The 12,859-nt window shown below is 52.9% G+C and carries 12 protein-coding genes and 1 pseudogene; 7 read left to right on the top strand and 6 right to left on the bottom strand.

The genetic code is table 11. The features are described 5' to 3' along the window. Nucleotides 1–453 precede the first annotated feature (453 nt). The 4 genes and pseudogenes from J7M22_09635 (at nt 454) to J7M22_09620 (ending at nt 4,606) form a co-directional block, all read left to right on the top strand. The gene (locus tag J7M22_09635) at nt 454–1,650 is read left to right on the top strand and encodes a Gfo/Idh/MocA family oxidoreductase (GenBank protein MCD6506870.1); all 1,197 of its coding nucleotides are present in this window, start codon (nt 454–456) and stop codon (nt 1,648–1,650) included. A gap of 140 nt (nt 1,651–1,790) precedes the next feature. Next, nucleotides 1,791–2,471 carry a hydantoinase B/oxoprolinase family protein gene (locus J7M22_09630; protein ID MCD6506869.1) on the top strand — a complete coding sequence of 227 codons (681 nt, stop codon included), beginning with the start codon at nt 1,791–1,793 and terminating at the stop codon, nt 2,469–2,471. Then, nucleotides 2,468–2,575, top strand: coding sequence for a hydantoinase B/oxoprolinase family protein (locus J7M22_09625; protein MCD6506868.1), 108 nt, complete (start codon nt 2,468–2,470; stop codon nt 2,573–2,575). Before J7M22_09630 ends, J7M22_09625 begins: the two co-directional genes overlap by 4 nt. After that, a pseudogene (locus tag J7M22_09620) lies at nt 2,566–4,606 on the top strand (hydantoinase/oxoprolinase family protein). The gene J7M22_09625 and the pseudogene J7M22_09620 overlap by 10 nt, the downstream one beginning before the upstream one ends. Here J7M22_09620 and J7M22_09615 read toward each other — a convergent pair. Continuing rightward, entirely contained in the window at nt 4,527–5,624 is a 1,098-nt protein-coding gene (locus tag J7M22_09615; GenBank protein ID MCD6506867.1) for a Gfo/Idh/MocA family oxidoreductase, read from the bottom strand. The pseudogene J7M22_09620 and the gene J7M22_09615 sit on opposite strands and share 80 nt — an antisense overlap. Before the next feature lie 437 nt (nt 5,625–6,061). On the opposite strand from J7M22_09615, the gene J7M22_09610 reads away from it, so the two are divergent. The 3 genes from J7M22_09610 to J7M22_09600 are packed head-to-tail and all read left to right on the top strand — an operon-like array spanning nt 6,062 to nt 9,728. Beyond that, entirely contained in the window at nt 6,062–7,348 is a 1,287-nt protein-coding gene (locus J7M22_09610; protein ID MCD6506866.1) for a DUF4398 domain-containing protein, read from the top strand. Between the two features lie 4 nt (nt 7,349–7,352). Further along, a complete protein-coding gene (locus tag J7M22_09605; protein MCD6506865.1) occupies nt 7,353–8,303 on the top strand; it encodes a hypothetical protein in 951 nt (316 codons plus the stop codon). Between the two features lie 51 nt (nt 8,304–8,354). After that, nucleotides 8,355–9,728, top strand: a complete 1,374-nt coding sequence (locus J7M22_09600) for a sigma-54-dependent Fis family transcriptional regulator (protein MCD6506864.1) — start codon at nt 8,355–8,357, stop codon at nt 9,726–9,728. Here the strand turns inward: J7M22_09600 and J7M22_09595 are convergent, their stop codons facing one another. The 5 genes from J7M22_09595 to tatA are packed head-to-tail and all read right to left on the bottom strand — an operon-like array spanning nt 9,729 to nt 12,808. Then, a complete protein-coding gene (locus tag J7M22_09595) occupies nt 9,729–10,598 on the bottom strand; it encodes a DUF4438 domain-containing protein (protein ID MCD6506863.1) in 870 nt (289 codons plus the stop codon). Continuing rightward, nucleotides 10,595–11,032: a ribonuclease HI family protein gene (locus tag J7M22_09590; protein MCD6506862.1), complete on the bottom strand. Its 438-nt coding sequence runs from the start codon at nt 11,030–11,032 to the stop codon at nt 10,595–10,597. The genes J7M22_09595 and J7M22_09590 overlap by 4 nt, the downstream gene beginning before the upstream one ends. Beyond that, nucleotides 11,019–11,750, bottom strand: coding sequence for a hypothetical protein (locus tag J7M22_09585; protein MCD6506861.1), 732 nt, complete (start codon nt 11,748–11,750; stop codon nt 11,019–11,021). The genes J7M22_09590 and J7M22_09585 overlap by 14 nt, the downstream gene beginning before the upstream one ends. Then, a complete protein-coding gene (gene tatC / locus J7M22_09580; GenBank protein MCD6506860.1) occupies nt 11,743–12,609 on the bottom strand; it encodes a twin-arginine translocase subunit TatC in 867 nt (288 codons plus the stop codon). The genes J7M22_09585 and tatC overlap by 8 nt, the downstream gene beginning before the upstream one ends. Continuing rightward, nucleotides 12,584–12,808 carry a twin-arginine translocase TatA/TatE family subunit gene (tatA, locus tag J7M22_09575; GenBank protein ID MCD6506859.1) on the bottom strand — a complete coding sequence of 75 codons (225 nt, stop codon included), beginning with the start codon at nt 12,806–12,808 and terminating at the stop codon, nt 12,584–12,586. The genes tatC and tatA overlap by 26 nt, the downstream gene beginning before the upstream one ends. Between the last annotated feature and the right edge of the window lie 51 nt (nt 12,809–12,859).

The following is a 12,859-nucleotide window of genomic DNA, read 5'->3' as shown; positions in this document are numbered from 1 at the left end:
TTGTCCTTTTCCAAAGAAAGGGAGATGCTGGAGGCTTCTTGCGCTTGGGAGGATTGGGTATACAACCTGACTCGCCCTCTGAAGGCCTTGCGCGTTGAGGTCAACGGTGGGCGACGCCGGTGGCAGCCCCGTGGGTTTAATGGATTGGTCAAGTTGATTTGCTATAACGTTGAGGTTATACTCCAAAGTCATCCTTATGTTTTTGCTCTATCTCCATCATATTCATCTCAGCCCATCTCTCTTGTATCTCTCTGCTTAGATCTTGTATCTCCTTTTTTCAACTCCAGGCTCTTTTGAGTTTGGAGGTTATTTTATATTCATCTAGCCTCTTTGTCTACTCCCTCTTACCTACAAAATTTTCATACACCCCCCGTTTGAGCTGTATTTGACAAAACCGTCTTCTGAGTCTAAAATTAAGTGCTTCAAACATACCTCGCTCATGGGAGGTCTAACATGTCTCAACCGGTCAGAATGGCTATAATCGGGTGTGGGGGTATGGCCGGCGGTCATCTAGGGGCCTACCTCAGGATAAGAGAGAAGGAACCAAACAAGGTGAAACTGGTGGCGATGTGCGACCCTGTGGAGGAACGTGCCGCCAACTTCGCCAAAAAGGTCGAGGAGGCCACCGGCGAGAGACCGTCGATCTACACAGACGTCGATGAGATGCTGGCCAAGGAGAACCTTGACGGCGCCGACATCTGTACCCCTCATGCCTATCACCACATAAACGGCATAGCCTGTCTGGAGGCCGGGGTGAATGTCATCATAGAGAAACCGTTTGGCGTGACGATTAAGGCGAGCAAAGCTATAATCGAGGCGGCGAAACGCAACGGGAAGATCGCCGCTACCGCTGAGAACATCAGAAGGGGCCTGAGCCAGCGCACGGCATGGTGGCTGATAAACGAGAAGGGGATGCTGGGCGAGATGAGGATGTTCTTCGCCCAACACGCAAGCTGGCGTAAGACCGATCCCTCCTCACCATGGCGCTGGAGGTTCAGCCGGATGTTGAGCGGCGGCGGGATGGTCATGGACTCAGGCGCTCACTTCTGCGACACGATCAGATACCTCTTCGGAGATGTCGACACGGTCTATGCTAAGGTGACGAGCTGGGAGGACAAGAAGGTCACGAAAGGCGGAGAGATAGTCAAGGATGAAACCGAGGACACGTGGATCGCCAACATCACCTTCAAAAGCGGTATGACAGGCGTCTGGTCCTGCACCTGGGCTGCACCCGGACATAGCTTCACGCACGTTGTCTACTACGGAAGCGAGGGGTGTCTCTTAGATCACGGAGACGTCTTTCATGGTCCGTTCGGAAATGCCGAGGTGATTCTCAAAGATGGTACGAAATACCCGATGGAGGATCTACAGAAACAGTTCCTCGAGGAGCTAGGCGAAGAGGGACGCAACAAGCTCTTCCCCCATGGATTCATGGACGGCGTTACATTGGAATGCTACGATTTCCTGGATGCCATACAGAACGGCAGATCACCTGAGGTGGACGGCGAGACCGGCATGAAGGCCAAGGCGATATGTGAGGCCATATTCGAATCGAGTTTCCTAGGGCGTTCCGTCAAATACGATGACGTCTTGGAGGGTAAGATAGAGTTCTATCAGAAACCTATAAACGAATACTGGAGGATCAGGTAATCTAAAGTGGGCGCGAGGCTCGTGCCGCCACAGTATAGCGGTTACCCATAGGAGATAGGAGGCCGTTGGAACAGAGACCGGTTTTTCCGGCCTCCCGTCTCCCGTCTTCACTCGATGATGGTGAGAGGATCAAAGAGGAGATGGTGCGCGAGCACGATCCGGTCAGATTGGAGATCTTCAGAAATCTGTTCTCATCCATAGCGGAGGAGATGGGTGTCACGCTCTTGAGGAGCGCCTTCTCGCCGAACATCAAGGAAAGGCGGGATTTCTCCTGTGCCGTCTTTGATGGAAAGGGCAGGATGATCGAACAGGCGGCTCATATCCCCGTGCATCTCGGATCGATGCCGCTATCGGCGCAGAAAGCTCTCAGCAGGATAGATGAACTGAAACCGGGAGACGTGATCATCTTGAATGATCCCTTCTCAGGCGGAACCCATCTCCCGGACATAACCGTGATCTCCCCTGTCTTTCTCGATGGCAAGTTACCCTTCCTCGTTGCCAACAGGGCGCATCATTCCGATGTAGGCGGTATCTCTCCGGGGTCGATGTCGCCCTCTACGGAGATGATCCAGAAGGGAATTCGCATCCCGCCGGTCAAACTCCTGAAGGAGGGCGTGCTGGATGAGGAGATATTATCCTTAATACTGGCGAATGTCAGGACCCCCGATGAGAGGGAGGGGGATCTGAGGGCTCAGATCGCCGCAGAGGATTGTGGATCTGCTTTTGGGAGCCCTGCTTCAGGCCTGTCCCGACAGAATCCCCGCCGCAAGCCCCCTATGGCGCCCTCGGCGGCCCAGGCAAAAAGGGGAAGAATCTTTTGATAAGAAACGGGGAAGAGATACCTCTGGGATCAAAGATCAGCCTCAACGTTAAAGCGGGCGATGTGATAAGAATCGAAACGCCGGGCGGAGGAGGATACGGGTGAGAATCGGTGTCGACATAGGTGGCACGTTCACAGATATCATCGCCTTTCTCAAGGATGGGGTTCTAAAATATAAGCTCCTGTCAACCCCGCATGACCCTGCCCTTGCCGTCATAGAGGGAGTCAGGAGAATACTTGCAAAGCGTGGGGTTGAAATCGGTCAGGCGCACATCGTTCACGGCTCGACCATAGCCGTGAACGCCCTGCTTGAAAGGAAAGGGGCCAGAACCGCCCTCATTACGACGGAGGGTTTCGAGGATATCATCGAGATCGGAAGGCAGAACAGGCCGTCACTGTATGACTTCTTCGTCGATAAACCCCCTCCCCTTGTGCCGCGAGAACTCCGTTTCGGGATCCCCGAGAGAACGACATATAGGGGCGAAGTCGAAAGGAAGATCGATGAGAACGAACTTAGGGCGTTGCTCAATAAGTTGAGATCAGAGGACATCGAGTCGATCGCCATATCCCTGCTTCACTCATATGCTAACCCCGAAAATGAAAGGAGGATCAAGCGTTTCCTCGGAAGACTTGGCGTTCATATTTCATCCTCCCACGAGGTTCTGCCGGAGTATAGGGAGTATGAGCGGACGAGCACCACAGTCGCCAACGCTTACATCGCCCCGATCATGAAAGGATACTTAGCGAGGTTGGAGGGAGAGCTCGGCGAGATACAGGTGATGCTGTCAAACGGGGGGATAATCTCGTCCCGATCGGCGCGCCGAATCCCGATCTATACGGTCATGTCCGGACCAGCAGGAGGTGTGGTCAGTGCTTCATTTGTCACACGAGCGTCGGGTTTCAAGAGGGTCATAACCTTTGATATGGGCGGAACGTCGACGGATGTATCCCTTTACGATGGTGAGATAAAGGTAGGGGTTGAAAACGAGATAGCAGGGATACCTATCAGGATACCGATGGTGGAGATACATACCGTCGGAGCGGGGGGCGGCTCGATAGCTTATCTCGATCGAGGAGGAGCCTTAAGGGTTGGACCTCAAAGCGCGGGGGCCGATCCCGGTCCCATCTGCTACGGCAGAGGAGACCAGATTACAGTTACAGATGCCAATCTCATCCTGGGCAGGATCCCTCCGGGGGGTCTTCTAGGAGGCGATATGCCGCTTGATGTGGAGAGGGCCAGGAGGGCTGTGGAAAGGTTCGCCCGTGAGATCGGATGCTCCATCGAGGAGACATGTGAGGGTATAATACAGATAGCCAATGCCACGATGGAGAAGGCGATAAGGATGATCTCGCTCGAAAGGGGATATGATTCCCGCGGTTTCGCCCTCATATCCTTCGGGGGAGCGGGGGGATTACACGCCTGCGAACTCGCCCATCTCCTTTCGATCCCATATGTGATCGTGCCTCAAAACCCCGGTCTCCTCTCGGCTTTCGGCATGGCACTGGCCGATGTGACGAGAGATTACTCCCAGACCGTGCTAAAAAACGGAGGAGGCGAGCTATGAGGAGCTGTTTTCGATGTTTCGTCCTCTGGAGGATCGGGCGCTGAGGGAGATGAGGGAAGAGGGATTCGATCGAGACGAGGTCTTGCTCATCAGATCGCTCGACATGAGATATGAGGGGCAATCCTATGAGCTGACCATCCCGTTCAATACCGAATATAGGAAGGAATTTGAAGCGGCCTATCTACGCAGATTCGGCCACCTACATCCTAATGCCGATACGGAGATAGTTACACTCAGGCTAAGGGCGATCAGGGCGGTCGAGAAACCCGACCTCAGATCGATATCATCGGGAACCGATGACCCCTCCGATGCCCTCATGGCTGTGAGAAAGCTTCTTTACAGGGGTGAACAGCTCGAGGTGGGGATATACGACAGAAGAGGGCTTCTCCCGAATAACCTGATAGAGGGCCCCGCTATCATAACCGAATACAGCGGCACAACCTTCATTCCCCCTAAGTTCACCTGTAAAGTGGATCGATTTGGCAACTTGATTATAGCAGGGGCAGTTTCACAGGTTTACCCGTCTCGTAGCAGCGCAGGGCAGCGAAAGCGATCTCATGTGTTCGGATAGCGTCCTCCAGGTTACAATGGGACTCCACGCCGTTCAGGATACAATCCACAAAGTGGTCTATCTCGCCTTGAAACGGATGATGGGTCACGTCGGCCGTATCAGGCATAACCGTGGGGATCTCCACCCATCCTTTCTGTTCGGGATATTTGTGTGACCAGATCCGGTTGTCCTTTGCCGTCCCCTTATCCCCGAAGATCTCGATGGGGAAGGTATAAGGCATGATGCAGTCAAAGTTGGTTGAGACCTTTCCCAGCACGCCGTTATCGAACTTTATAAGGGCGACCTCCAATCCGTCATACTCCAGCGGGGGAGCTCCCTTACGCCATACTCCGGAGATATAATCATATTCGATGTCGGAGCCCCTACGCCATCCCCCGGAGTATGCGAAGACCTCAACAGGGTTGGCCGCCTCATATTCACCCCTTCCGGCGAACCAGCGCACGGCATCGATAGCATGGCATCCTGCCACTAGAAAGGCACTGACACCTGTCTCCTTCCTTCTGGCCCAGTCATATCCCGACCACCAGCTGGCGATGTTGCTCTGATAGTCCGCTTCCACGTAGTAGACGTTCCCGAAAAAATCATCAGCTATCAGTTTCTTAAGGGTTTTAAAGAGCGGATTCCAGCGCAGGACGAAGCTCACAACGGTCTTGACCCCCGCCTTTTTCACGGCGTCAAGCATCTCCCTCATCTCCTGAAGGCTGTTGGCCACGGGTTTTTCGATGACCATGTGCTTCCCCGCCTCAGCGGCGGCGATGGCATTTTCCGGGTGGAGATGTTGTGGGGTGCAGATGGAGACGATATCCACGCCGTCATGTTTTAACGCCCCTTCATAATCGGTATATAGGGCCACGCCCTCCAACCCTGCCTCCTCGGCTCTTCTCCGGCAGCTCTCCATTCGTCTGCTGGAGATGGCGACCACCTCGGTATACGGGTTAGCCTGGAACGCTTTGATGTGTTGGGTGCTGACCCACCCTGCGCCATGAATCAAGACTCCAAGCTTCCTTCCGGATGTCATCGTCTACCCCCTTGAGCGTAGCGATTATCAGAAGGCAGGAGATCGGGAAAACCCGATCTCCCATCTCCGGTCCCCGTTCTCTGCTACACTCGGTGGTTATCTCTCCTGGAATTTTACCAGATTTCCATTCCGACTTCAAATCACTCCTTTCGTAGGCGCTCGATGGTCTCGATCAGCGCGGCGCAGATATACTCGTTATCCTCGCTAGTCATGAGCGGATGAATCGAGACACAGAAGAGCCGTTCGCCGACATCCGACCATCTGGAGTTTGTTGCGGAGTCCGGCCTCTCGCCTCCTTTTCGCTTCCCTTCCGCGGGTGTCACACTTGAATATCGGTTTCAGCTTTGGTATAATCCTTCCTGGATGAAGCTTCTATTTGGATGCCGCGAACCTCCGTTCGGGTCTCTCCGCAGAACAGATCTAAGGAGGGATAGGCTATGAGGATCTATAAACCCGCTCTTCCTCTTCTGATCTTACTGGTGACGGTTCCTCTCCTCTCCTCATGCGGTGCGAAATTGGGGGAAATCCGCCCGGAAAATGTCAACTCATCGATATCCGATGCCCAGAGGGCGATTGAAGAGGCGAAAAGGCTCGGAGCGGAGGAGTACGCGAAGGATCAGCTGATGAGGGCGGAGACGCTATTGGCTCAGGCGCAGGAGGCTTTCACGCGCAGAGATGGCCTCAGAGCTATGGATCTGGCGTATAAGGCGATGGCTGAGGCGAAAGCCGCCGGTTTGGCATCATGGCGGATTCAGAAGAGGAGAGAGGAAACTGAGCGGCTTCTCAAAAGCAAGGAGGCGGAGTTAGAACGAATGAGACAACAGCTCGCCCAGGCCCAAAAGCAGATGAGGGACGCACGCAACGAGATGGCCTATCTTACCGAGAGGGTATCGAAGCTAGAGGAGGAAAAGCGAAGGGAGCTTGAGGAGGCACAACGGGCACAGAGAGAGGCCGAGAGGGAGGTTGAGAGGGCCTATCAGGAGATCGATAGACTTCAGAGCCAACTGGACGCGTTGAAAGATCAGCTCGATGAAGCCAGGCTCGCCCAACACAGGAGTCAGAGGGAGGCCGAACGTCTCATAAAGAAGCTCAGCAGCCAGATGGAGCAGACCAGAACTCAGCTCGAACAAGCTGAAAGAGAAGCTGAAGCCGCAAGGGAAAGGGCTAGATCCCAGGCCGTTGCCTACTCTAAGAAGATAAGTAGGATCGAGAGGGAAAAGGCCAGAGAGCTGGCGATCGCCAAGGCCAGGGAGTACGTCGCCAAGCAACAGGCCGAAGAGGCGAAATCATATCCACCGCCGCTGAGCGAGAAGGAGATTCAGGAGGCAAGGTCCTTCGTGGAGAGCTGGTATCTGGATTGGGCCAACGGCAACATCGCCCGGCATCTGCTTAGATATGCTCCGGACGCCAAGTTCACGAAGGTGATCGTCAAAGGCGGCGAAGAGAGCAAGACCGAGCTGTCGCGGAGCCAGTTCGAGTCAGAGCTAAGAAAACAGGCCGAGCGCGGCTGGAAACTCGCCGAGAAAAGTTTCAGCGAAAGGGCCGTCGTGGGCAGATATACCCTCAGACGAGAGACAAAAGCAAACGGTAAGGGCGGCGTGACCAAGCTCGTGGACGTGTGGGTCAGAGAGGCATACGTGAGAAAACTCGACTCCCAGTGGAAGATCACAAAGGAGATATGGCGTTTCTACGAATCGGTCCCAGATTACGCCGTGCGGAGGTGAGAGGATGAGAGCGGAGATCAAATACGCACTGATACCGATTGGAAGCGTCCTCCTGGCTGTGCTCGTAATCCTAACCGTTATGTTGATCACCTATGACCGCAGAACTCCCGACGAGTTTATCAAGGTTTGGAAAAACGCCGTTGAAAGGGGAGATGTGAAACTTTATGAGTCGCTGTGGGATGAGACCGCTAGAAGAAAAAGGGAACCCCACTTTAAAGAGGCAGCAGAGCTGATGAAGAACAACAAGCTTGAGATAAACCTGGATGAGATCGAGAAGAAGGGAAATGACAAACGTATGATGTTCTCCGGTATATCGGTGAAGATACACAGGAAAGATGGATCCGTAGCTGAGACCAAGAAGCGACTCATCATCGCACGCCGCGGCTTCAGCAGACGGTGGAGGGTGATCGATGAGGAGAGCTACATATCGGCCACCGCTCCGGTCGTGAGAAAACCTGAGGTCAGAGGCAAGCCCGGAACGGAGAAACCCCCTACAGCGAAGGTCGAAAGGGGTACCCCCCTCGACACCGAGCTCAAACTCAGACAGATCATAGAGGACTGGCGGCAGGCATGGGAGAAAAAGGATGTGGACCGGTACGTCGGCAAATATGCCGATTTCGCCGAAATAAGAAGGGTTACAGTGGTGAACGGCAAGGAGTATCCGGTGAAGCTGACCAAGGAGGAGCTACGCAGGAGAATGAGGAGATTGTGGAAAAGATACGGCAGGATCGAGGTGAACATATCCACGCTTCAGATCAAAGGCGATTACGCGACGGCCGACGTCAATTTCCTACAGGAGTACAAAGCTTGGGTTGCAGACAATAAAAGGATCGCTTATCAGGATTTCGGCACCAAACAGCTTAAGTTCGTCAGAGATGTCAAAGATAACACCTGGAAGATAATATCCGAGAACTGGAAGATCTACAAGAAGGTGCCGAGCTATCCGAAGCTTTAACATTAACACAAAGGGACACGGCGTGCCGTGTCCCTAAACGGGCGGAAGGTGTTGATCATGTCGAAGATATTGATCGTAGATGATGATCAGGGTGTGAGGGCAACTCTGAGAGCCATCCTCAAACATAACGGACATGAGGTGGAGGAGGTAGCCTCAGGCGATGAAGCGATCGCCTGCATGAGAAGGGCAAGTTACGATTTGGTCATAACCGATCTGGGATTGGGAGGGAGCGGATCGGGATATGAGGTTTTAAGGGAAGCTAGGAAGAGACCGTTCCCGCCGGAGGTCATAGTCATATCCGCCTATGGAACGGTGGATGACACCGTTAGAGCTATTAAGGCCGGAGCCTTTGATTTTATCAGCGAGCCTTTCCAGGGGAACGACGTGCTGAGAAAGGTGGAGGCCGCTCTCATCGGAAGAAGTTCGATCGCCTGGAGCGGGGGCGGATATGAGCTTAACGGCCTGATAGGTCGAACTCCCGCTATGAAAGAGGTTTTCGACCTCATCACACAGGTGTGCAAAACCGACTGTACCGTTCTGATACTGGGTGAAAGCGGCACGGGAAAGGAACTGGTTGCGAGGGCTATCCATAAAAACAGCAGGAGACGCCATATGCCGCTTATAACTGTCAACTGTGGGGCGATACCTGAAAACCTGCAGGAAAGCGAGCTCTTCGGTCACGTCAGGGGAGCTTTCACGGGAGCTGACAGGGATAAGATAGGGATCTTGCAGGAGGCGAACGGGGGTACCGTCTTCCTGGATGAGATCGGGGAGATGTCGCTGAGCACACAGGTTAAGCTTCTCAGGTTCCTCCAATACGGCGAGGTCAGAAGAATAGGTGAGAATAGACCCGTCCACGTTGATGTCCGCCTGATAGCTGCCACGAACGTCGATCTGGAAGAGGCAGTTGAAAATAAAAATTTCAGGAAGGATCTCTATTACAGGTTAAACGTTGTGGCAATCTACCTGCCGCCGCTTCGGGATCGCAGGGAAGATATACCGCTGTTGGCGGACCATTTCCTGAAAAGGTTCTCACAGAAGATGGAAAAGGCGATCAATGGTATCTCGCCCGACGCAATGGCGGCTCTGATGAATTACGATTGGCCGGGCAACGTCAGGGAACTTGAGAACGCCATAGAACGTGCTGTCGTGCTGACCAGATCCGACTTTATAGAGTTGGAGGACCTGCCGCCTAAAATCAGATATGGGTCGGCCGACCCTTATAGATCCCCCCTCTCCAGAAAGGGAAACACCTTCAGGATCAAAGATGATCTCACGCTTAAAGAGGTCGAGCGCGCCTATATAGTGCATAAGCTAAAGCGGTGTAAGACATATGAGGAGGCGGCTAGGGAACTTGGTATCGGGCGGACCACATTATGGCGTAAGATCAAAAGGTATGGCATCACCCTTGACGAGGTGATGTGATCATCTGAGCTTCAAGATGTAAGCGATATTCGCCCTCGGATCTATCTTCGGCTTTATCCTCCCCGTTGAGGAGGTCATCAATCTCGTCACGCCTGGTCCGTGCCCGGCTGTGACGCAATCGCTATGCACGACGATCCCTATCGTCACCGCTCCTCGTTTATAGATAGGACCGAAGGAGTTATCGGCATCGATTATCACCACAAGGTCTCCGAGCCTAAGATCCTCAAGACCATACTCCTTTACGATCGACTCATCGAAGAGCTGGATATCGTAATCTCCCCTATGAGCGGTATTGGAACCTAGTCCTGAGCCCATTATACAGGATGGGATCCGATGCGTTACCGGCACAACTAGATCTCCGTTTTCATCCACCGTCAATCCGGCGGCCTCCAGGAAAGTCAAGAGGGAGGGATCCAAGTTCATCACCTTCACGTCCGGGAAATCGATCAGCTTCAATCCGACGCCATAGGCTTTTACGAGGATTTTATCTCCGATCATGAGCTTATCGAGCACATCGGGCGGGAAATCCACCAGCACGTGTTCTATCCCCCCGTGTTTCCCGACAACCACCCCCTTTGCCCCTTTTGCCTCGCCGCTCACGACGATGGCCTCGTTGCCGATACATGCCAGCGTGTTGAGTCCATCGTTAGCCTTGCCATCGGAATTTTTGATGCTAACTCCCGGTTCGACGTGATCCGCCATCCATCCCACAGCCGGATCACCGATTCTGAGGTTATAGGTTATCCCCCCGACGCCGGGGAGCACCATCGGTATCCCTTCGGAGGATATACGATATGGTGTGGCGCTGGGATGGTCTATCTCGCCACAGACGGAGATCCTGATCAGCTTATCGGCATTCGTATGGATCATCCTTCACCTCCCATTTCGTCTCTAGCCCTTTCCCTGTGCTTCCTTATCGCCGAGGTAGCTAGCTTATCCGCCTCCTTGTTCTGGGATCTAGGTATCCTTTTAACGGTGAAACCTTTGAAACCGCTGAGGAGGGAAAGGGCCTTTTGATGCAGGACCTTCAGGCTTCTCGAATTAACCCTATATCTTCCGGATATCTGTTCGGCCACAAGTTGACTATCGGTGTATATTTCGACGTGATCGGGTTTAAACCTCATCGCTTCCTGTAAGGCGAGTATCAGAGCCGTATATTCGGCCACGTTACAGGTTGTCCGACCGATATATCCCGATTTGCTCGTCAGGATATTATCCTCTTCATCTTTGATGAGGAAACCATATCCCGCTTCACCCGGATTTCCGCTTGAGGCGCCGTCGACGTAGATCTTAAGCGTCCTCATCGATCCATCCCTTCCATATCAGCACCCGCCCACAACTATTGCAGGTTATCAACCGTTCGCCCTTTCGCAGCTCGGCGACGGTCTGAGGTGGAAGGGCCAGGAAGCATCTTCCGCAGACATTCCTATCAACGACAGATAGCATGAAATCACCTTTTCGACGCCACTCCTCATATCTTCTCAGGATATCCGGGTCGATCTTCGGGATAAGGGCATTCCGTTTGTCAATCCAGGTCTGCATCTTCGATTTAAGCTTTTCCGCCGCTTTTTTCAGTTCCTCGGCATTCCTTCGATACTTCTCCTCTGCCCTTCGATATCTTTCCTCTTCCTCCTTCAATTCCTCCGAGAAGGAATCTATGGAGATCATGAGCTCCAGTATCTCCTCCTCCAGCTCAGCCCGTCTTTTGAGCGTAGCCTCTATCTCTCTCTCCAGAGCTGCGAAGGCTTCGTTGGTTTTGACCTGGAATCTCTGTGCTTTATATCTGTTTAGCTTTTCGCCCTGTTCTTCGAGCTCCAGATTTTTGCGCCCCTGGAGTTTGAGCATCTCCTTATATCGGTTTCTTTTCTTCTCCAGGGAGGCTTTTGCCCTATCCCGTTCTTCCTCGATCTGTTTTTCGCGTATGGGTATCCCGCGAAATTTGGTTTGAAGCTCCTTTATCCTCTCGTCTATGGTTTGAAGCTCATACAACCGTTTCAGTTTATCCTTGACCGTCTCAGCCATCTGTAAGCGGCTCCCGTCTACGTTCTGTTAGGACAGAAAACCAGATTCCCAGTTCATAGAGGGCCATCAGCGGCCCCGCCATCAACAACATCGTCAAAACATCCGATGGCGTCAGAAAGGCGGAGAGAAGCATGATCAAAACTATGGCGTATCTTCTCCTCTCCCTGAAGCCGTTGGAATCTATGATTCCGATATATGAGATAAAGGCCATCACTATCGGAAGTTCGAAGGCCGCTCCGAAGCCGAGAATCAACTTGGTGATGAAGGTGACGTACCTGTTCAACGTCCAGAGGTTCCTCAGTCCGGAATGATATCCTCCCCATAAATTTGCGAACACTTCTAACCCTATCGGAGCGACGACGAAAAAGGCGAAGAAGGCGCCGATGATGAAGAAGAAGGTCAGAAGGGCGAAAAGCGGAAGAGCATATCGTTTCTCGTGCGGTTTTAAGGCCGGCAGAACGAAGGCCCATATCTCGTAGAGCAACACCGGCGCCGCCATTACGGTTCCCGTCGCCAGCGATATCCTCAGAAGGGCCAGGAAGCTCTCCAGAGGTCCTGTTATGATAATATCAACGTTCGTTCGCATAGAGGAGCGAGACCTGAGAAAAAGGGAGATATAATTCCATATCGAGTTATCCCTACCACCGGTCGCTCTTCTGAGAAGGTCGCCGATAAATCGCTGAGCTCTAAATCTGAGAGGAAGCTCCAGGAAGTTGAGAAGCTGATCTTTAAACCAGATACTGATGACCATCCCCACGAACACCGCTATGATACAGACGATAATCCTCCGCCTAAGCTCTTCGAGGTGTTCGAGGAAGGTCATCTCCTTAACGTCATCCCTGCCCGACCTGCTTTTCACTTTTTCGGCTTACCGTATCGTCATCCTCATCCAAATCCAGATTCGTGTAGAGATCGTCCTGCAGCTCTTTACCTGCTTTTTTGAACTCCCTTATGGCTTTCCCAAGAGATCTTCCAACCTCAGGGAGCCTTTTGGTGCCGAAGAGCAACAGGACGACGAGGAATATAACCAGTAGCTCCGACCATCCGATGCTGCCCATAAAGATCTCCTCCTTTAATCTGCGTTCAGCTTAATTATACTTCAGATCTAG

The organism is Candidatus Poribacteria bacterium, assembly GCA_021162805.1.
GTDB lineage: Bacteria > Poribacteria > WGA-4E > B28-G17 > B28-G17 > JAGGXZ01.
This window is presented reverse-complemented; position numbering and strand designations above follow the sequence as displayed.